The 19,375-nt window shown below is 69.8% G+C and carries 19 protein-coding genes and 4 pseudogenes; 5 read left to right on the top strand and 18 right to left on the bottom strand.

The window, feature by feature from the left end:
• Positions 1–9: 9 nt before the first annotated feature.
• Together ACWCPF_RS24650 and ACWCPF_RS24645 are read left to right on the top strand one after the other, a co-directional pair.
• Entirely contained in the window at positions 10–705 is a 696-nt protein-coding gene (locus ACWCPF_RS24650) for a hypothetical protein (RefSeq protein WP_451047233.1), read from the top strand.
• A gap of 441 nt (positions 706–1,146) precedes the next feature.
• Positions 1,147–1,734 (top strand): exonuclease domain-containing protein, encoded by a 588-nt coding sequence (locus ACWCPF_RS24645; protein ID WP_451047232.1) that lies wholly within the window; start codon positions 1,147–1,149, stop codon positions 1,732–1,734.
• A gap of 364 nt (positions 1,735–2,098) precedes the next feature.
• Here the strand turns inward: ACWCPF_RS24645 and ACWCPF_RS24640 are convergent, their stop codons facing one another.
• From ACWCPF_RS24640 to ACWCPF_RS24625, 4 genes are all read right to left on the bottom strand, one after another.
• Entirely contained in the window at positions 2,099–2,338 is a 240-nt protein-coding gene (locus ACWCPF_RS24640; protein ID WP_451047231.1) for a hypothetical protein, read from the bottom strand.
• 308 nt (positions 2,339–2,646) lie between these two features.
• Positions 2,647–3,201 carry a GNAT family N-acetyltransferase gene (locus ACWCPF_RS24635; RefSeq protein ID WP_451047230.1) on the bottom strand — a complete coding sequence of 185 codons (555 nt, stop codon included), beginning with the start codon at positions 3,199–3,201 and terminating at the stop codon, positions 2,647–2,649.
• A 334-nt stretch (positions 3,202–3,535) separates the two neighbouring features.
• Complete coding sequence (locus ACWCPF_RS24630; protein WP_451047229.1) at positions 3,536–3,922, bottom strand: nuclear transport factor 2 family protein; 387 nt, start codon at positions 3,920–3,922, stop codon at positions 3,536–3,538.
• A gap of 588 nt (positions 3,923–4,510) precedes the next feature.
• Complete coding sequence (locus tag ACWCPF_RS24625; RefSeq protein ID WP_451047228.1) at positions 4,511–5,161, bottom strand: TetR/AcrR family transcriptional regulator; 651 nt, start codon at positions 5,159–5,161, stop codon at positions 4,511–4,513.
• Between the two features lie 66 nt (positions 5,162–5,227).
• Here ACWCPF_RS24625 and ACWCPF_RS24620 point away from each other — a divergent pair, with 66 nt between their 5' ends.
• Positions 5,228–5,890, top strand: a complete 663-nt coding sequence (locus ACWCPF_RS24620; RefSeq protein WP_451047227.1) for an O-methyltransferase — start codon at positions 5,228–5,230, stop codon at positions 5,888–5,890.
• A gap of 41 nt (positions 5,891–5,931) precedes the next feature.
• Here ACWCPF_RS24620 and ACWCPF_RS24615 read toward each other — a convergent pair.
• The 9 genes and pseudogenes from ACWCPF_RS24615 to ACWCPF_RS24575 form a co-directional block, all read right to left on the bottom strand.
• Positions 5,932–6,462: pseudogene (locus ACWCPF_RS24615) on the bottom strand (hypothetical protein); the annotation flags it as partial.
• A 49-nt stretch (positions 6,463–6,511) separates the two neighbouring features.
• On the bottom strand, positions 6,512–6,976 hold the full coding sequence (locus tag ACWCPF_RS24610; protein ID WP_451047226.1) for a hypothetical protein: 465 nt from the start codon (positions 6,974–6,976) through the stop codon (positions 6,512–6,514).
• A gap of 34 nt (positions 6,977–7,010) precedes the next feature.
• A pseudogene (locus ACWCPF_RS24605) lies at positions 7,011–7,559 on the bottom strand (thioesterase II family protein); the annotation flags it as partial.
• A gap of 78 nt (positions 7,560–7,637) precedes the next feature.
• A complete protein-coding gene (locus tag ACWCPF_RS24600; protein WP_451047225.1) occupies positions 7,638–8,126 on the bottom strand; it encodes a hypothetical protein in 489 nt (162 codons plus the stop codon).
• Between the two features lie 420 nt (positions 8,127–8,546).
• Positions 8,547–8,675: pseudogene (locus ACWCPF_RS24595) on the bottom strand (MBL fold metallo-hydrolase); the annotation flags it as partial.
• A pseudogene (locus ACWCPF_RS24590) lies at positions 8,672–9,755 on the bottom strand (S-(hydroxymethyl)mycothiol dehydrogenase). The pseudogenes ACWCPF_RS24595 and ACWCPF_RS24590, both read right to left, overlap by 4 nt.
• A 19-nt stretch (positions 9,756–9,774) precedes the next feature.
• On the bottom strand, positions 9,775–10,995 hold the full coding sequence (locus ACWCPF_RS24585) for a cytochrome P450 (protein ID WP_451047224.1): 1,221 nt from the start codon (positions 10,993–10,995) through the stop codon (positions 9,775–9,777).
• A 57-nt stretch (positions 10,996–11,052) separates the two neighbouring features.
• A complete protein-coding gene (locus tag ACWCPF_RS24580) occupies positions 11,053–12,060 on the bottom strand; it encodes a PDR/VanB family oxidoreductase (RefSeq protein ID WP_451047223.1) in 1,008 nt (335 codons plus the stop codon).
• 348 nt (positions 12,061–12,408) lie between these two features.
• Positions 12,409–13,182, bottom strand: a complete 774-nt coding sequence (locus ACWCPF_RS24575) for an IclR family transcriptional regulator (RefSeq protein ID WP_451047222.1) — start codon at positions 13,180–13,182, stop codon at positions 12,409–12,411.
• A 163-nt stretch (positions 13,183–13,345) separates the two neighbouring features.
• On the opposite strand from ACWCPF_RS24575, the gene ACWCPF_RS24570 reads away from it, so the two are divergent.
• Complete coding sequence (locus tag ACWCPF_RS24570) at positions 13,346–14,548, top strand: FAD-dependent monooxygenase (RefSeq protein WP_451047221.1); 1,203 nt, start codon at positions 13,346–13,348, stop codon at positions 14,546–14,548.
• A gap of 105 nt (positions 14,549–14,653) precedes the next feature.
• Here the strand turns inward: ACWCPF_RS24570 and ACWCPF_RS24565 are convergent, their stop codons facing one another.
• Together ACWCPF_RS24565 and ACWCPF_RS24560 are read right to left on the bottom strand one after the other, a co-directional pair.
• Positions 14,654–15,421 (bottom strand): IclR family transcriptional regulator, encoded by a 768-nt coding sequence (locus ACWCPF_RS24565; RefSeq protein ID WP_451047220.1) that lies wholly within the window; start codon positions 15,419–15,421, stop codon positions 14,654–14,656.
• Positions 15,418–15,582, bottom strand: coding sequence for a hypothetical protein (locus ACWCPF_RS24560; protein ID WP_451047219.1), 165 nt, complete (start codon positions 15,580–15,582; stop codon positions 15,418–15,420). The genes ACWCPF_RS24565 and ACWCPF_RS24560 overlap by 4 nt, the downstream gene beginning before the upstream one ends.
• A gap of 4 nt (positions 15,583–15,586) precedes the next feature.
• Here ACWCPF_RS24560 and ACWCPF_RS24555 point away from each other — a divergent pair, with 4 nt between their 5' ends.
• Complete coding sequence (locus ACWCPF_RS24555; RefSeq protein ID WP_451047218.1) at positions 15,587–16,282, top strand: TetR/AcrR family transcriptional regulator; 696 nt, start codon at positions 15,587–15,589, stop codon at positions 16,280–16,282.
• A gap of 53 nt (positions 16,283–16,335) precedes the next feature.
• Here the strand turns inward: ACWCPF_RS24555 and ACWCPF_RS24550 are convergent, their stop codons facing one another.
• From ACWCPF_RS24550 to ACWCPF_RS24540, 3 genes are read right to left on the bottom strand one after another with little or no spacing between them, the layout of a single operon-like run.
• The gene (locus tag ACWCPF_RS24550) at positions 16,336–16,722 is read right to left on the bottom strand and encodes a nuclear transport factor 2 family protein (protein ID WP_451047217.1); all 387 of its coding nucleotides are present in this window, start codon (positions 16,720–16,722) and stop codon (positions 16,336–16,338) included.
• Positions 16,723–16,736: 14 nt separating this feature from the next.
• Positions 16,737–17,717, bottom strand: coding sequence for a PDR/VanB family oxidoreductase (locus tag ACWCPF_RS24545; protein ID WP_451047216.1), 981 nt, complete (start codon positions 17,715–17,717; stop codon positions 16,737–16,739).
• Complete coding sequence (locus ACWCPF_RS24540) at positions 17,714–19,015, bottom strand: Rieske 2Fe-2S domain-containing protein (RefSeq protein WP_451047215.1); 1,302 nt, start codon at positions 19,013–19,015, stop codon at positions 17,714–17,716. Before ACWCPF_RS24540 ends, ACWCPF_RS24545 begins: the two co-directional genes overlap by 4 nt.
• Positions 19,016–19,375 lie beyond the last annotated feature (360 nt).

The following is a 19,375-nucleotide window of genomic DNA, read 5'->3' as shown; positions in this document are numbered from 1 at the left end:
GTGACGTACGTGACGCGCCGTTACCGACGCACGCAGGACCAGCTCGACGGCCGATACGGCACCGCCATCGCCGCGTACCCCGGAAACACGCGCGGTGGTTTCGCCCTCGCCCAGGAGAACGACGTCTGGGCCCTCAGCATCAGTGGCTCGTTCGGTACGGTCCCGCCGATGGACGACGACGGCATGGTCGCATGGGCGGCAGAACTGGACTGCCAGGATGTCGCCACACTCCTGCGCACCTCTGCCCCGCTCGGCGACCCGGTGAAGATGCGCTACCCGGCGAGCACCCGGTGGCGCTACGACCGGATGAGTCGCTTCCCGGCCGGCTTCCTGGTCACCGGCGACGCGATGTGCTCGTTCAATCCGATCTACGGCCAAGGCATGACCGTGGCCGCGCTGGAGGCAACCATCCTCGGCCGCCTGCTGAAAGACGGGTCCGACGACATGGCCACCCAGTTCTTCACCGAGTCGGCGGCTGTCATCGACGTGCCGTGGACCACGGTCGCGGCCAACGATCTGCGCTTCGCGGACGCGGTCGGCGACCGATCCGCACTCGACCCGGAACCGGGCGCCTACCTGGACCGCCTGCGCGCCGCCGCGGTCGCGGATCCGGTGCTGGCCACCGCGTTTCTCCGGGTCGCCCAACTGATGGACACACCAGCGACCCTCTTCGCTCCCGAGATCGCCGCTCGGGTCCCGGCCTGAGATGCGAGGAACCTGGGGCAGCCGTCGAAGGCGACTGCCCCACGCGTCCGAACTGACCGACCGAGGAGTCGGAGAAGTACCCGTGCGTGGCCAACTCGATGTTCTGGAAGGCTGGAGCTTTCCGGTCCATGTGAGCCCGGGCGAAGAGGCCCGGCACCGTTCCAACGCAGACCAGGCCGAGCGGATGGTCGGATGGTCGGATGGTCGGATGGCTGAGAACACCAAAGACCGGAGCCTGGGCGAGCCGGTCCGGGGGCCATGCCGTGGGTACCGAGGGACGACGCAGACCTTCGAGCGGGTGCTGCGGGGGATCTGGCTCAGCTGGGCTGGTTCAGATCAAGGCGTGAGGTTCGCGTCGCAGAAGTCAGCGTTGGCGGTGACGGCGTGGACATGCAGAAATTGAGGTGTCGGAACCCGGCAAGCATCCCTACCCTCGGCCCCATGCGCCACGAATCCGCCCTGCTGAACGTCATTGATGTGGAAGCCACCTGCTGGGACGGGCAGCCGCCGCCCGGCTCTGTGAACGAGATCATTGAGATCGGCCTCACCGTCGTGGACGTGTCGGCAAGGCGCCGTGTGTCTCGGCATCGTGTCTTGGTCCGCCCTGTCCGGTCGGCGGTGAGCGACTTCTGCACTGAACTGACCGGGCTGACGCAAGCTGAGGTGGAACGGGGCGTCTCCTTCGCCGAGGCATGCCGGATCCTCGTCGAGGAGTACGAGGCCGGGGAGCGCCCCTGGGCGAGCTGGGGCGAGTACGACCGTCGGCAATTCGCTCGGCAGAGTCAGGCTGACGGGGTGGCCTATCCGTTCGGCTATCCAACTGAGCGCACCCACACCAACGCCAAGGCCGTGTTCACCGCGGCCTACGGGCTGCGCAAGAAGCCCGGCATGGACCACGCTCTACGGATAGCCGGACTGCCGCTCGATGGGCGCCATCACAGCGGAGAGGACGACGCGTGGAACATCGCCGCACTCGTCCTCGATCTGTTGGGCCGCGGGGCATGGCCGGCCACGGCCAGAACCGTCTAGCCTCGCGCCTGCTCGTCGAGGCGCGCTTCGAGGGAGAGGTGTGTGTTCCGGGGGCGAGGGGGTGTGTTCCGGGGGCGAAGGCATGGTGCCCGTCGTGCCGGACAGGCCGCTCCCCGGATACGGCAGGCTAGGTCCTGCCGTGATCCATTTCTCCCGATCGGCCTGTCCGCCTCGCCCGTTGCCGCCGCCCGGCCGACCAATCCTGCGCCCTGCTGAGCGGCAAGCGACTGAAGAAAATGGCCCACGGCCAAAGGACCGAACACCGGCGGCGGATAGGCGCGCAGGTGGTGCTGCATGCCGCCCGCAGACGCCCCCACGCGCGCAGCGCCCGCGAGACCGGCCTGCACCTGGACACGGTCCACTGCTAGCGCGGCCGGTTCGCGGTCCGGGGCATCGCCGGCCCCGTCTCCGCCTCCACCGTGCGCCGCTGGCTGGCCGAGGACGCGCTCACACCATGGCGGCACCAGACGGCGACCGCCCCGACGGGCGCTCCTTCGGGATCGATCAGCCGGTAGGGCTCGTACCGGTCGCCGATCTCCACCAGCCGACCCCATTGAGGCACCACCAGGGTCGCCACATCTCGTCGAGGAACATCGTTCATCACGACCGGTGACCGTAGTGCCCGAGAACTCCATGCGCCCGCTGAACTGGCGAATCTCCAGGCTTCGTTCAGCCAACGGGGCATCCGCTGCCCAGTCCTCCAGATCGACCCCGCCAGCGATCCCGACTCATCGAGATCATCCAGGACCTCCACGAGCACGTCCGCGAGGCCCGCGCCAGCGGCTGGCTCGGCGAAGTCGAAGGACTCCAGGTCAGCCTCGACGCTGCGATGGCCACACTCAGCAGCCCCAGGAACACCCCGACCGACGGTCGACCCCAACAGGTCGACCTCGGCATGCCCGTCTTCAACGACTAGACGATCTCGATGCTCAGCTGGAAGCCCAGTTCCTCAAAGCCCAGAGAGGCCGCAACACGCCGGGAGGCAAGAGGCCGCGCACGCCATTGCGGCAGCAGGCCGGCGGCGAGGGCATGTGCGGCCGTCGCTGAGCCTGTCACCCGCGCCAGTCCCCGCCCACGCACAGCTGGCGCGGTCAGTACGCCGATGTGAGCGGTCCGACTCGGCCAAGCCCGATAGCCAGCAGCCGCGACTACTCGCCCTTGCTCGCGGACCACGAAGGCCGGCGACGTGATCTCGTCCAGCGCTGCCTCCCCAGCGTCTTCGTCGCCAGCCGAGATTTCCAGACGCCGCAGCTCCGGGTGAGCGGCTGGCAGTTGTTCCACCAACAGCGCACCAGCTTCCGCGCGACGAAAGCCCTCGGGTGACAGATACGAAAGCGCTGCCGGGCCGAGCGCCCTCGCAACAGGTAGAGCCTTACGAACCGAAGTGCCGTCCGCGATGGCCTTCACCGACAGTCGTGCCAGCGCCTTGCGAACGATCAGGGCGGTGCCCTCAGTCGGTACGGTCACGATCGCTGAGTCGCCCAGAGCTACCACCCCGACCCAGCCGACTGGGCACAGCCCTGATTCTGGGGAAACCACTACATTGACACCACCTGTCGGCGCGAACGACGCCGGCACCCGGGCTAGGTCCTCCCATAACTCACGAGCTCTGAGTAGCAAGGGATACATCGACATCGCCTCGATCCTGCCTGGTCGTCAGCTCTCCGCCGACGGCCCGCCCTACGGACGCACCAAAGTTCTGGGAGCGACCTGCTCAAAAACTGCCGCAGTCGATCCAGCACGAGACGCTCCGCTATTCCCATGCAAGTGACAACACACGATCACCGTCCGAGGCCCGCAGTTACATGCTGCCAGGCGGGATGGGCGTGGCCTGGTGGTAGTACATCTGCCACGTCGCGGCCGCACCCTGCTGGCGCCAGAGCGAACTCCGCCGTGCCCGGTTTCCATCCAACGTGGTCTCGTAGGTGAGGTGCACCAGCCCAGGCGCCAGCAGGACACCGGTGAAGTTCGAGGGCTCATAGCGCGGACCGCTTTCTGCCGCACCGTCCATCTCGGGCATCGCGGCGAGCATCTCGTCATACGTCCACCGCCGCCCCGAAGCGCCGACCTCCACGAAGTCCGGGTCCAGCAACTGTCGGGCGAGCGAGTGTGATGCACGCACGCTGGGGTCTATAAGACGCAGCTCGCCTGCGATCGCTTCGCGTACCTCATCCATCTCTTGGCTCATGCAGGCATCTTCGCCCGGGTGACCAAGCCCATCGCAACCGAGTTACCACGCGCAGAGCACAGCTCGGCTACCGGGCCGGCTGGTCGCCACCTGTCGAGACGTCAACAGCGCGTTTCCTCCAGGCCCCACCGGGAACGTCTGTGACGTCACGCCCAGCCCCTCCCCGGACGAGCCCTTCCGGCCGTCCCCTTCTTCGCCGACTCAGAGGGCAGTTCGTGAGCAGATGTCCGTTTCCGGAGGAGGTTGGGGGCAGGGGCGGCTGGTCGCGGGGTCTCTGGGAAGTTCCTCGGTGCGACTGCTGGTGGAAACCCGTCGACTCGCTGAAGCCCTTGGTCTTCTGCCGGTGTGTCCCGCCACTGCGCGCCTGCCCTGAACCGCCGGATCACACCCTCGAACTGGTCCCGCAACCGCTCGGGGTACGGGCTGTACTCGCCCATCGAACAGGAACGGCTCGATCAACTGCCGCTGTTTGTCGCTGAGTTGCCTGAGCGTCACGCTCGTCTTCCTGCCGGATCCGCCTTCCGGGCGGCGGATTCGGATCGGAGACATTGATCACGACATCCCACAGTCCCTGGGTGCGCTGATCGGTCAGGACTTCGTCCGCGTCGTCAACTTGTGCCGTTGGAGGAACGCGTCGACGAGCCCGTCGGTGAATTCGTGGCTGATCGGTTCGTCGGTCACCAGCACGCGGTAGTAGAGAGGGCCCACGAGCTGGTCCGTCTCGGCCGCCATGTCGAGGTCCGCAGGCAGCTGTCCCCTGTCCACGGCCCGCTCCAACGGCAGGCGGTCACGGCGGCGTTGCCCGTCGAGGTATCGGGACCGGAAGTCCTGGGCGAACACCGGATCGTGCTGCGCCTGGGCGATCAGCGCCTTGAAAACGGCGCCGGGGTCGGACTCGCTGAGGAACCACGCCAGTCGGCGCAGATAGTCGCGCAGGTCGAGGGCGATGTCGCCGGAATCGGGAGCTGCGAGGTCCTCGGTCGCGTCCTGGAGGAAGGCGTCCATCAGGACATCGGTCTTGCTCTTCCACCAGCGGTAAATCGTCTGCTTGGCCACACCGGCCCGTGCGGCGATGCCCTCCATCGTGACGCCCGCGAAACCCTTCTCTACGAGCAGGCCGTCGGCCACCTGCAGCACTGCCAGCCGGGCCTGTTCGCTGCGTCCGTGCCGGTTGCCGTGGTGACGTCGCCCCGATCCGCCGGTGCTGCTCGCCTCGGCGGCGTTTGTCGCAGATGCCATTTCGCCTCCCGTCGATCAGAGTATCGCCTCTAGAAATGACGCAACGTTGCGTCTACTCTAGCTCGCATGACACACACCCACACGCTTGCCGACCCCCGCATCGAGGCGGCCCTCAGCCGGATGTTCGAGCGAGCCGAGCAGGACGACGTCACCGCCGCGCGCGTCAACGCGCAGCTGCCCGGCGGGTTCGCACCGCTGACACCCCAGGAGCAGGCCGACGCCGTGGCGGAGGTCTACATGCCGATCTCCGCCAGAGGCGGGGAACTGCTGTACAACCTGGTCCGGGCCGTCCGCCCGGCCACGGTCGTCGAGTTCGGCATGTCCTTCGGGATCTCCACGCTGTACCTGGCCGCGGCCGTACGGGACAACGGCACCGGACGCGTCATCACCACGGAACTCAGCAAGGACAAGATCGCCGCAACCCGCCGGACCTTCACCGAGACCGGCCTGGACGACCTGATCACCATGCTGGAGGGAGACGCCCGCGACACCCTCCGCGACCTCGACGACCCCGCGGACTTCGTCCTGCTGGACGGCTGGAAAGAGCTGTGCCTGCCCGTCCTGCGGCTTCTCGAGCCGCGGCTGCGGCCCGGCACACTCGTCGTGGCCGACGACGTCGGCCTGAGCAGTCTGCGGCCATACCTCGACTACGTACGCAACCCGGCGAACGGATACCAGAGCGTGACGTTCCCCGTCGAGGACGGCATGGAGATCAGCTGCCGCCTCTGAACGGCGCGGCAAAGCACAACCGGCCGGATCGAGCTGAACTACTTGTCGTATCGGGTAGCGATCCCTCGCCAAGGCTTCAGTTTGTTGATCAGCGGCTCGACGTTGTTGCGCTGCTTGTAGGTCCTTCTTCTCGGGGATGACGGCTTTGATGGTGCGTCTGCGCAGGTAGGCGCGGTTTCCACGCGACGACTAGGCCCTGTCCGCGGCGACCGCACCGGGCCTGGTCCGAGGCCTGGTCAGGCCGCCCCGGGACCTGTCGAGCAGAGCTTGCTTCAGGCGGAGCCGGCGTCGGATGCGTCGCCGCTCGGCCGGTCCGTGCTGTTCCTGGGGGCCGCCCCCATCTGCGGGGCCCGCGCCGGCTGCCGCGGCGATCACGCCTCCCAGCAGAACGGAGGAAGACACCGGCGTTCCGCAAGACCCGAAAACTTCCGCAGGCAGTGGCCAGGGACCGAACTCTGCGGGCATCTCCCGCCACTGGCCGCCACTGGCCACTGGACCAGAACCGCCAGATCACTCCCTCGAACTGCTCCCGCAGCCTCTCGGGACAGGGGGCCGAACTCACCGATCGGCAGGTACGGCTCAGGGAAGAACCCACCAACTGATCACAACATCACAGAGACCCTAGCCGTACGGATTGAGTGCCCAGAAGCGGACGGTGTCGCTGCGACGGTCGAACCACAGCTTGGTGGAGTGGCCGCTGCCGTCGCGGTCGAGCTCGGGTGACCGGACCCACTGCGGGTTCTCCGGCCCCTCGCCCTTGAGCGGCTTCTCGAACCACGAGGAGAAGTCATCTGCCGGCGCTTCGGAGACGAAGGCATGGGCCGCCGTCAGCTTGGCAAGTGTCCCCTGTGCCAGCCGGGCGAAGCCCGAGATCACCAGCTCCGGCGACGGTACGCCCCGGTCGCTGTCCCGGCTGCTCACCCACTTGGCGTCGGTGAGCGGGCCCAGCAGCGGGAACGCGCGCTCCAGCGGTGCGGTGTCGGTGCGCCAGTCCCCCTCGACCCCGTTCGCCATCTGACGCAGGGCCCACCAGGCGGGCAGGACCGCCAGCCCCGCCCCGATCCCGATCGCCTTCCGTCGCTCCAACGCGATCCCCCTCATGCCTGACTTCGAGGGCACCTTATCCGGCTTGAACATCACCTATTTCAGAGAGTGTTTTCGGATCCGCGTCGCCGGTCAGTACCGTGATAGGCGTTCCTACGACGTCCTCGGGCTTCGCGCGGCAGTTCTCGATAGCGGTGTAGTCGCTGCGGATTGCGGGCAGCACCATGCGGAGGATTTCTTCGTCCCCGAGGATCCTCGAATCCGTCCCGCTGAGTTCACGCATTTCTGCTATCACGTCGTTGTCGTCGCGCAGGTGCACCGTCTCATGGCGGTGGCTCGACGGCGCGCGGCGCCCGGGGGCGAAGATCCGCACCGGGGTGACGCCGTGCTGGGACTCCAACCTCCGCGTCACCTCGAAGGCCAGGACCGCACCCATGCTGTGTCCGAAGAAGGCGAGTGGCCGGTCGAGCCACGGCAGGAGTTCCTTGGTCAGCACATCGGCATGAACAGCCATGTCGGTGATGCCGGGTTCATCCCTACGGTCCTGCCGGCCGGGGTACTGCACCGACAGGACGTCCACCACCGGAGCGAGCGCCTGGGAAACGGGGAAAAAGAACGACGCCGAGCCGCCGGGTACTCAGCAACCCCTACAGTGATCAGCCTGGACCCGGCCCCGTCGGCGACGACAACACCAAAAAAAGATTCAAGCGGTGTGCTTGTGGATCACGCCGAGATAGAGGCGTTCACGATGGGGCACGTCGTCGTCACGGCCAGGCGTGAAGAACACCGCGCAGACGTCAGCGGGTTGGGTAAGGATGCTGGATTGCATTCCGAACGTGAGGCGGTCGTTGACGACGTGGCGGCAGTCGACTGCATCAAGGCCGGCGATCAGGTCTTCTCGGAGCACTGTGGACGGGTAGGACTCTGATTCGGGCAAGACCAGCGGCGGCAACTTGGTCGTCGAGCCTCGCCGGAGACTGATCACGATTCCGCTCACAAGGCGTTGGGTGACAACCAGCTCGAGGCCGTCCCAAGCGTGGGGGTAGCCGTCGATATCCGGTCTCATCCGGATAGCGGGGTGCGGGCGTCCCGGACCCAGGAGATCCTCGGCCTCGGTCAGCGGCATGCCGCAGTGAAGCGGGCCGATACTGCCGGTCCGGGCGAAGTCGACGAGCACGTTCATCAAGGTCACGACGGCGACTCTGGCATCTTCTCGTGCCGGCCCACACCTGGATAATGCTCAAGGGTTCTCAGCACGGCTCACCAGGTCGACACGATCGCCGCTGGCGGCGGCGCCGGAGGCAACCGCATCGCGGTCGACGAGGACTTCGATGGTGCGGACGTTCCTGGCGAAGCAGCCGACGTCGTTGTAGCCCCTGGCCACGGCATCGCGGGCGAGGGTCGACGCCGAGTAGGTTCTCGCGCCGCAGGGCCGCGTCGTAGGCGAGGGCGAGCATGACGCGGTTGCCTATGGGCTCCTCACGCGCGATGTCCAGCAGGTCGAGCCACTGCTGTTCGCTCGGAATCCACGGCAGCTTCGTCAGGCGAGGCACCAGCCCTCGCTGATGCCCGCCGAAATTCCGGCCAAGCTGATCCGGCGCATGTCGGAGAGGGCGGCGTCGATGACGATCACCTGTTCGTCGTCGCCCACGATCCACACGTTGTTCTCGACGTCCCAGGTGCCGCCGTCCAGGCTGAAGGTGCCGGACGTGACCAAGTGCTCGATGCGGGCGGGCGTCACAGGACGACCACGGAGCGGAGGACGTCGCCCTGGTGCATCCGGGCGAAGGCGTCCTCGACGCCGTCCAGGGCGATCGTCTCGCTGACGAACGCATCGAGGTCCAGACGGCCCTGGAGGTACAGGTCGATCAGCACGGGGAAGTCACGGGAGGGCAGGCAGTCGCCGTACCAGGACGACTTCAACGCGCCCCCGCGGCCGAAGACGTCCAGCAGCGGCAGTTCAAGTCATCTCGGGGGTGGGTACGCCGACGAGGACGACCGTCCCGGCCAGGTCGCGGGCGTAGAAGGCCTGTTGGTAGGTCTCGGGGCGGCCGACCGCCTCGATGACGACGTCGGCGCCGTGGCCGCCGGTCAGCTCGCGGATCGCCTCGACCGGGTCGGTCTCGCGCGAGTTGACCGTGTGTGTGGCGCCCAGACCGCGGGCTGCCTCCAGCTTGCGGTCGTCGACGTCCACGGCGATGATCTTCGCCGCGCCCGCCAGGTGAGCCCCTGCGACGGCCGCGTCGCCGACCCCGCCGCAGCCGATGACGGCGACCGAGTCGCCGCGGCCGATGTTGCCGGTGTTGATCGCGGCGCCGAGGCCGGCCATCACGCCGCAGCCCAGCAGGCCCGCGGCGGCCGGTGACGCGGCCGGGTCGACCTTGGTGCACTGGCCGGCCGCGACCAGAGTCTTCTCGGCGAAGGCGCCGATACCCAGGGCCGGGGACAGCTCGGTGCCGTCGGTGAGGGTCATCTTCTGCCGGGCGTTGTGCGTGTCGAAGCAGTGCCAGGGCCGTCCGCGCAGACAGGCCCGGCAATTCCCGCACACGGCACGCCAGTTGAGGATCACGAAGTCGCCGGGCGCGACGTCGGTCACGCCTTCCCCGACCGTCTCCACGACGCCGGCCGCCTCATGGCCGAGCAGGAAGGGGAACTCGTCGTTGATGCCGCCGTCACGGTAGTGGAGGTCGGTGTGGCAGACCCCGCACGCCTGGATCCGTACCACCGCCTCGCCCGGCCCCGGGTCGGGGATCACGATCGTCTCGATGCCGACCGGCTCGCCCTTCGCCCGCGCGACAACACCTCGTACCTGCTGGGACATTGCTGGGTTTCCCTCCTGATCAGACGGGCTGGACGGGCTGGACGCGCAGGGGCAGGGACGCCCACGCGCGCAGGGTGTTGTTGGGGTGCCGGTGCGGGGTGCCGGCGAGTTCGATCCGCTCGACACGGCGGGCCAGGGCGGTCAGCAGCGCCTCGGCCTCCAGGCGGGCCACGTGCTGGCCGATGCACTGGTGCAGGCCCATGCCGAAGCCGACGTGGCCGGAGGGGTCACGGGTGAGATCGAAGCGGTCGGGGTCGTGCCAGCGGTCCGGGTCCCGGTTGGCCGCGCCGAGCAGCATGAGGATCTTCGTGCCTGCCGGGACGAGGGTGCCGGCGATGGTGACGTCCGTGGTCGCGGTACGGAAGAAGGTCTGCACCGGCGACTGCCAGCGCACCGCCTCGTCGAACGCCGCACGCGCCAACTCCGGCCGCTGCCGCAGCCGTTGCCACTCCTCGGGATGGGTGGCGAGAGCGTACAGGCAGGCCGCCAGGCCGTGCACCGTGGTGTCGACACCGGCCGTGAGCAGCGAGCGCACCACCAACGGCGCCTGCTCGTGGGTCAGCTCGCCGCGGTCGGCCGCGGCCCAGATCCGGGCGCCGAAGCCGTCCTCGCTCAGTGCCTCCCGGGTGCACTGCGCGTTCACCCATGCCGACAGTTCGGCCACCCGGTACGCGTCCGCCGCGACGAGGTCGTTGCGCGGGCCGAAGGCGTTGAAGGCCATGTTGCCGTAGGGCAGCAGGTTCTCCCGGCCGTCCGGTCCGAGACCCACCGCGTCCGGAAAGGCCCGCAGTGGAAACGCCTCCGCCAGCGCCGTGAAGGCGTCGAACTCGGTTCCCTCGTCGAGGACTTGATCGACGAGTTCCTCGGCCACCGCGGCCCACGTCGTGCGCAGGCGGCGCAGGGCGGGCGGGGCCAGGATCTCGCGCAGGATCCGGCGCGGGGCGTCGTGCCGGGGCGGGTCCGCCTCCAGCAGCAGGCTCGGCGGGCGCCACGGCTTCTCGTGCCGGAAGTTGGCCAGGCCCACACCCGAGCCCGACTCGAAGCGCTGCCAGTCCACCAGCGCGGAGTGCACCTGCTCGTAACGGGCCAGCGCGTGGACGTCGTAGCGCGACAGGTACACGACCGGACCGGCCTCGCGCAGAGCCTGGTGCAGCGGTTCGGGGTCCAGGAGGACCTCATGGGCGAACGGGTCGGCGTCACTGACGGGCGGTACGACGGCACGCTCCAGCGCCTCGGTCATCACGGCTCCTTGGGAGAGAAAGTGAAGGGGGCAGAGTTCGGTGTCAGAGATTCGGTGTCAGAGATCGAGGACGAGTCGGTCACCGCAGGAGCGGGACACGCACAGGAACATGCAGTCGTTCGCCGCCCGTTCGTGGTCGGCCAGTACCGAGTCCCGGTGGTCCGGCTGTCCCTCCAGCACCGGTGTCAAACAGGTTCCGCAGGTGCCCTCCTCGCAGGAGGACAGCACGTCGGCGCCGACGCTGCGCACCGCGTCCAGCACCGAGACCTCCGGGGTGACGGTGACGGTGCGTCCGGTGCGGCGCAGTTCGACCTCGAAGGGCGTCTCGCGCGCCGGCGCTGCCTGCGCGGCGGAGGTGAACCGCTCGACCCGCAGGGCGGACGGCGGCCAGCCGGCGCATGCCGCTTCGACGGCGGCGAGCAGCGGGGCGGGGCCGCAGCAGTACACCTTGGTGTCCGGGCGCGGGGCGCCCAGCCAGGCCGCCAGGTCCAGGAGCCCGAGCTCGTCCTGCGGGACGACATGGACCCGCTCGCTGTGGGCTTCAGTGAGCTCCTCGTGAAAGGCCATCGAGGCCCGGGTCCGGCCGCCGTACAGCAACTGCCAGTCTGCGCCGAGCAGTTCGGCCTGGCGCACCATGGGCAGCAGTGGAGTGATGCCGATGCCGCCCGCGATGAAGAGGTACTTCTCCGACGGCACGAGGGGGAAGTGGTTGCGCGGTCCGCCGACCCCCACGCGGTCCCCCGGACGCAGCCGGTCGTGCACCTGAGCGGATCCGCCGCGGCTCGCGGGCTCGCGCAGCACGGCGATCCGGTAGGTGTGGGCGTCCCATCGGTCGCCGCACAGGGAGTACTGCCGGGTCGTCCCGTCCGGCAGCACCACGTCGATGTGGGAACCCGGCGTCCAGTCCGGCAGCCGGGCACCGTCCGGATGGGCGAGGACGAGGGACACGACGCCCTCGGCGACCTCCTCCTTCGCCGAGACGGTCAGAGTCGTGCCGTTCCCCGCCGCGGACCGCCCTGCGCGAACGCCGGACCCGGCATCCGCAACCACACTGGTTCCGACCACGTTGTCGCCTCCCGTCGTTGGGTTGCAGGCAGAATGCGCGGCGACGACGGGCACCCGCGACGGCATTCTCAACCAGTGAGAGACGAACTTCCGCCCACCCCCGGCGCACGGGGATCCCGCGTGCCGCCGTCCACACCACCGGCACCACCGGCGAGGCCCCCGCCTCGTCGGGGACGATCACCGCCGGCGCGGCCACCGCCTCACGGGGCGCAACGGCAGCGGATACGGCGGGAAGATCCGCGTGTTGCGTCGGAGCGAGGGTAAGGGCCATCCGGCCAACCCAGGAGCCCAGCAGGGGACCGCGTGACAGCCACTCGCCGGGCTGATCCGGCCAGTTTCCCTGGGCCTCTAGCGCACTCCGGCCGACGGATGCCAGCCCAGCCTGCGGGACACGGCCAGGCCGGAGGCGATGACCGCCGGCCGTACCGCCCGCAGGTCGACCGAACCGGTGCTCACGACGACCGACAGTGCCGCGACGACCTCGCCGTCGGCGTTGAGGACACGGGTGGCCACCGAGTCGACCCCCGGGGTCGTCTCCTGCCGGACGACAGCCACGCCGGTCTCACGGCACTCGGCCAGCATCGTCCGCAGCCGCGCGGGATCGGTGACGGTGCGCTCGGTGTACGCCGACAGGCCCGGCGCGATGACCTGCTCGGCCAGCTCGGGGCCGGCGTGGGCGAGCAGCACCTTGCCCACGCCGGAGCTGTGCAGCGGCAGCCTCCCGCCGAGCCTCGACACGACGTCCACCGCGTTGCCCGCCGACAGCCGCTCGACCAGCACCGCTTCGGTGCCCTCCAGTACCGCCAGCTGGACGTGCTGGCGCAGCGCGGTGTGCAGGTCGTCCATGAACGGCAGTGCGGCGGTGCGCAGCGGAACGCTCAGCGGCGCCAGCGTGCCCAGCCGCCACAGCCGGATGCCCACGATGAACGCGCCGTCCGGTGCCCGCTCCAGCGCCCCGGCCTCGACGAGTTCCAGTGCCAGCCGGCGCACCGTGGCATGGGGCAGGCCGGTCTCCCGGGTCAGTTCGGCGAGGGTGAGCCGGGACCGGCCGGGCCGGAACGCGAAGAGCACCTCGAACAGCCGCGAACCCACGCTCCGGCCGGGCTGACTCGTACGGGGCATCAGGTCTCCACCCCCGGTGAAGCCTGCCGAAAAAGGATGTCCATTGAATGAACATAACCGTTCTCGGCGGTACGGAGCACCGGTGAGGATCGAGGTGTCACCAGGACCCTCGCCCTCGAAGAACCCGAAGAACCCGAAGAACTCAAAGAAGAGGAGTGGCCTCATGCCCGCTCTTGTGCCCGGCCCGCGCATCGCCGTCGTCGGGGGTGGCATCGGCGGTCTGGCCGCCGCCGCCTTCCTGCGCCGTGCGGGGCTGACCGCCACCGTTTACGAGCAGGCGCCCGCGCTGACCGAGGTCGGCGCCGGACTGGTCGTGGCGCCCAACGCGGTACGGCTGCTGCGCCGTCTCGGCGTCATGGAGCGGTTTCTGCGCCGGGCCGTGCCGTTGGACTGGGGCTGGGAGTTCCGTCGCTGGGCGGACGGCAGGGTGCTGTCGGTGGAGAAGCTCAGCGACGCGTGCGAGCGGCTCTACGGTGAGCGCACCTACGTCACCCACCGGGCCGATCTGCTGGACACGGTCAAAGCGGCGGTGCCCGGCGAGTGGCTTCGGCTGGGCGCCCGGTGCGTCGCCGTCGAGACGAGCCCGGACGGCGCGCTGTTGCACTTCGCGGACGGCAGCCGGGTCGAGGCCGATGTCGTCATCGGCGCCGACGGTGTGCACTCCGTCGTCCGCGGCGCGGTGGCCGAACCCGCGCCGCCGGAGTACTCCGGCCTGTGTGCCTTCCGCACCATCGTGCCCGCCGCGGCCGTCCCTGACTTCGCGCGTCGGAGCGCCCAGACGCTGTGGCTGGGGCCCGGACGGCACTTCGTCCACTACCCGCTGGCCGGCGGCGAGGCCGTCAACGTCTTCGCCGCCGCCCCTGCCGGGGACTACACCGACGAGTCGTGGAGCGCGACAGCCACGGTCGAGGAGTTCCACGCCGAGTTCGCCGGCTGGGACCCCCGGGTGACGGAACTGATCGCGGCCGGGGGCGCACCGGGCCGCTGGGCGCTGCTGGAGCGGGCACCCCTGGAGCGCTGGAGCCGTGGCCGGATCACGCTGCTCGGTGACGCCGCACATCCGATGTTCCCGTTCTTCGCCCAGGGTGCGGCCCAGTCCATCGAGGACGCCGCCGTACTGGCCCGCTGCCTCGCCGCGACCACCGACGATCCCGAACACGCCCTGAAGCAGTACGAGTCGGCGCGCATCGAACGCACCACCCGCCTCCAGGAGGTCAGTCACGGCCGCCGCGACATCAACCACCTGCCCGACGGGCCCGAACAGCAGGCCCGCGACACCGCCCTCGCCGGGTCCGACCCCCTGGTGGGCAACGGCTGGATCTACGGCTACGACGCCGAGGAGGCGTCCTCCGCCTTCCTTCGGTGAGTCAGCAGGTGAGTCAGCGGGTGAATCAGCCGTCGCCGCCAGGCCTGGCGGACGTCCGTGAGTCCACCAGGGCACCGGCGACGGCGGACACCAGCGGCAGCATTCTCAACCGGTGAGAGACGCACCTCCGCCCGCCTCCAGCGCACGGGAGATCCCGCGTGCCGCCGTCCGCACCACCGGCACCACCGACGAGGCCCCCGCCTCGTTGGGGACGATCACCGCCAGCGCGGCCACCACCTCACCGCGTGCATCGCGCACCGGCGCCGCGACGCCCAGGGCGTCGGGATGCACATACCCCGGGCAGTACGCGTACCCCTGCCGACGCACCTCGGCCAGCACGCCCCGCAACCGGGCGGCGGTGTCGGGAGTGTCCGCGGTGTAGCGGCGCAGGGGCCCCTCCAGCACCTGCCGACGCAGTTCGGCGGGGCCATGAGTGAGCAGGACCAGGCCGCTGGAGGAGGCGTGCAACGGAAGGCGGCCCGCGATGCGGGTGTAGTTGACGACCGCGCCCGGCGCCGCCAGTCGCTCCAGGAACAGCACCTCGTCGCCGTCCAGCACACCGAGCTGCACATGATGGCCTACGACGTCGTGGACGCCCTCCATGAACGGCATGGCCGCGTCGCGCAGCGACAGAGTGGGCGAGGCCCGGGTGGCCAGCTCCCACATGCGCATGCCGACCCGGACCCGCCGATCGGCGTCCCGGGCCAGGAACCCGTACGACACCAGCTCGGCCACCAGCCGCGAGGCGGTGGCCACGTGCAGCCCCGTGCGTCGGGAGATCTCCGAGACGGTCAGGGCCGACTCCTCCGGTGTGAACACCTCGAAGATCCGCACGGCCCTCGCCAGCACCGACTCGCCGTTCTGTGTCCTCACTTCGCCATCATCGGTTCCCTTCCCCGCACGTCAAGCCCTCGGTCGCTGCGGACGGCGCCGGAGGCGCGGGCGAGCAGAATGCACCACAGATCGACGCGGTCGGCGCCGTACCGGTCGCCCCGGCGGCCGACCGCGGGCACCAGGACCGCAGGTAAGGTCATCCTTGTGGCAGCGGAGGAGACGACGTCAGGAAAGCCGGAGGAACGGTCCGGCAGGCGGCAGCGCAGGAGGAGTCCGAAGGATCCCGACCGCCAGCGGGACCCGGTGGGCACCCGGCGGGCCATTCTTGCCGCCGCCGGCGCGGAGTTCGGCGCCCACGGTTTCGACGGAGCCAGGGTCGTGCGGATCGCCGAGGCGGCCGGCGTCAGCCATCAGCTGATCACCTACTACTTCGGGGGCAAACGCGGGCTGTACGAGGCGCTGAGCGAGCGGTGGCTCGAGGAGTCGATGCAGGTCAGTCAGACCCACACCTTCGCGGAGGCCGTGCGGCGCTATGTCCACTGGGCCCATGAGGACCCGCCGTGGGTGCACACCCTCACCCGTGAGGACCCCGGCACCCGCCCACCCGCCGAGGACGAGCGGGCGGCCGAGCTGTTCAAGCACGTCGAGGAACTCCGCGAGCGGCAGGCGCGCGGTGAGTTCCGCAGTGACCTCGACGTCGGGGCCGTGGCTCTCGTCTTCTTCGCGGCCTCGATCGCTCCGGTGGCCATCCCGTGGATCGCGCGCGAGCTCACCCGACAGGACCCTGCCTCACCGGAGTTCACCGACCACTACGCGGAGCAGGTGGGCCGCATCATCGCCGCCCTCGCCGAGGCGACGCGGGAGGAGGGCTCGCCGGTGAACGGCGAGCCCCAGGACTGACCGCGGCCGTTCTGCGGGCGCACCGGACTCCCGGGCTTCCGGGGCCCGGATGCTCAGCCCGGTGGCAGCCGCCGGGCCAGCTGGAGATGCGCCAGCTGCCAGCCGCCGGACTCGGCCTCCACCCAGACCCGGCTCACGGCGGCCTGGATGACGAACGGGGGGAGCTCGGGCACGAAGGCGACCCGCATCTCCTGCAGGCAGCTGACCACGGCCGTGGAGCCGAACCGCTGGATCGTCAGGTCGTAGGTGTCCACCTGGCTGGTGCGGCCCAGACGTGCCGCATACCGCAGCCAGTCGTCCGCGCCGTGGATGTGGCCCACCGCCGAGTGCACGATCACGCAGTCGGGGTGCAGCAGGGCACGGATCGCCGGCTCCGGGTCCGGGAGCGTCTGGGCGGCGCGCCAGGCGGCCTCGGCCTCTTCGGGCGACTCGGGAGTCATCGGGTTCGTTGTCGTCACAGTTCCAGCTCCAGGAGGGCGGACCGGGACCGCGAGGAACACGGGGCGAACAGGCCCTCCGCGCGCTCCTCGTCGGTCAGGACGTCGTCTCGGTGGTCGGGCTCGCCGGCGCGCACGCTCACGACGCACTCGCCGCAGATGCCCTGTCCGCACGAGTAGGGCGCCTTGACCCCGTTCGCCAGCAGCACGTCCAGAACGCTCTGGTCCTCGGGGACGAGGTACTCCGCTCCCGTCGAGGACAGCCGCACGGTGAATCCGCCGTTCCCGCCCGCGCCGTTGCCTCCCCCGTCGTGCGCGGGAGCGGACGGGGGCGAGGCGCTGAAGCGCTCCTTGCGCAGGGCGGACTCGGGCCAGCCCAGCTCGGCCGCCCGCCCCAGCACGTAGTCCATGAATCCACCGGGACCGCAGACGTAGACCGCGGTCCCGGGGAGGGGCTCTCCCAGGTCGCGTCCCAGGTCGAGGAGCTGCTCCGGGGCCTGGTCGTCGAAGTGGAGGGTGACCCGCGGACGGCCCTCCAGCTCGGCGAGGAAGGCCGCCTCGGTCCGGCTGCGGGCGCAGTAGTGCAGGTGGTGGTCGCCGCCGACGGCGTCGAGCGCCTGGGCCATCGCCAGCAGCGGGGTGATGCCGATGCCGCCCGCGAGAAGCACGTGCCGTCGCGCGGACGTCAGGCCGAAGCGATTGCGCGGCGCGGCGATGCGCAGCGGGTCGCCCTCGGCGAGGGCGTGCATGGCGCGGGAGCCGCCGCGCGAGGCGGGTTCGTCGAGGACCGCGATCCGGTACTGCTCGCGGCGGCCCGGCGGTCCGCACAGGGAGTACTGCCGGACCAGTGCCGCCTCGCCGACCTGTACGTCGACATGGGCGCCGGCCTCGTACTCCCACAGCTCGCCGCCGTCCGCCCGGGCCAGGTCGAAGACGGCGATCCTCGGCGTGGCGTCGTGCCGGGCCACGACGACCACGTCCGTCCAGTCGGTGCTCACGGGCCGACCGCCGAGGGGGCCGCCGCCTCGTCCAGGGTGTCGTCCGCCTGCTGCGACCTGATGGAGAGGCCGGCCTCGACGCGGCGGACCGGGGCGCCGGGGGCGTCGACGCCGAGCGGGGTGCGGCCGGCCTCGACGTCGTCGACCATCGTGCGCAGCATGCGCCGGAGCATCACGACGCCCTTGTCGGAGGGGGCCAGGGTCTCCTCGGAGTGCTGGGTGATGTCGCCCTGCGAGCGCTGGGCCTCGTAGTCGCCGGGGAAGCGCTGCTTCTCCTCCTCGGTCAGCTCCCAGCCGTTCTTGCCGTTCTGCTTGATGCCGAACATGAAGGAGGTGGCCCGCTCCGGGCCGGTCGCGCGGATCGAGAAGAGCAGGCGGTGGTGCGTGTCGTCGACGGGGACCATCCAGAGCAGCATGTCGTTGCGGCCGTCGGGAGTGGACTTGACGAAGTCGGGCAGGGCGAGGATGTTCGGCAGCAGGCACTGCGCCGACCACTCCATGTCGACGAGTGCGCCGCCCTCGCCCTTGGTGTCCTGGTAGCGCCAGACGTACCCGACGCCGTGCTCGGTGCGGTGGTAGGTGGTGCGCTCGCCGGCGGTGCGGTGGTCGTAGTAGTTCTCGGGGAAGCCGACCGTGCCGGTGCCCGCGAACTGGTATCCGCTGTGGTTGGAGTGCAGCCAGGCCGCGTGCACGGGGTCCACGGCGTTCTCGAAGACCTGGAGCCAGTTGAAGTCCTGGTCCAGGCCGACGACCTCGGCGCCGGGCACGGCCCAGCTGGTGTAGTAGCTCTCGCCCTCGCCCAGGGGCTCCAGGCTGTCGAAGCGCGGCAGCGGGGGCTTGTGTTCGGGCGGTCCCATGTAGACGAAGACCAGCCCGTACCGCTCCTCCACCGGATACCACGGCTGACGTGCGAGATTGCGGCGCCTGCCGCCGTCGATCTCGCACGCCTGGTCCAGGCAGTGGCCCTGCACATCGAACTTCCAGCCGTGGTAGCAGCAGCGGATGCCGTCCTCCTCGATACGGCCGTAGTAGAGGCTGCTGCCGCGGTGCGCACACCGTTCGAACACCACGCCCGGGTTGCCCTCGCCGTCCCGGAAGACGATCAGGTTCTCCCCCAGGATCCGGGCGCGGTGCGGGACGTCGCTGGTCAGCGCGGTGGAACTGGCGATCGGCTGCCAGTGGCGGCGCAGTGCCTCGCCCATCGGCGTCCCGGGGCCGACCTCGGTCAGCCGGGCGTCGTGAGAGGAGGGCTTGCGGCCGTAGCCGGTTCCCGTGTCGGTCACGGTCGTGTCGGTCATGCTGAACCATCTCCTCGGCGTTGAGGCAGCGGGGACGTGTGTACGAAGGCTGCTTGAGGGGTCTGGGGTCGAAGGCCCGCGGTCGAGGCTTCTGCCTGCTGTCAGGGCGTCTTCGCATGAGCGTGCGGCGGCTCTTCCGGCACGCTCGGACAGCCGCGGTGAGCGGTGCCGCCCATGGGCGTTCATGGGGCGTTCATGCCGTTCTACGGGGCTGATGAAAAACTGTCAATGGGCCTGACCTGCTTTGATGAATTACTTGCAGACCCCTGTCGGATCGTCGGACGCCCTGTTACGTTGACCCGGCATCGAGGTGACGAGCCGCCCGAACGACTGCCTGCCACCTCGCGATCACACCTGAGA

The sequence above is a fragment of the Streptomyces sp. NPDC001858 genome, assembly GCF_053594615.1.
The sequence above is the reverse complement of the archived record's forward strand: the minus strand, read 5'-3'. Positions and strand labels throughout refer to the sequence as shown.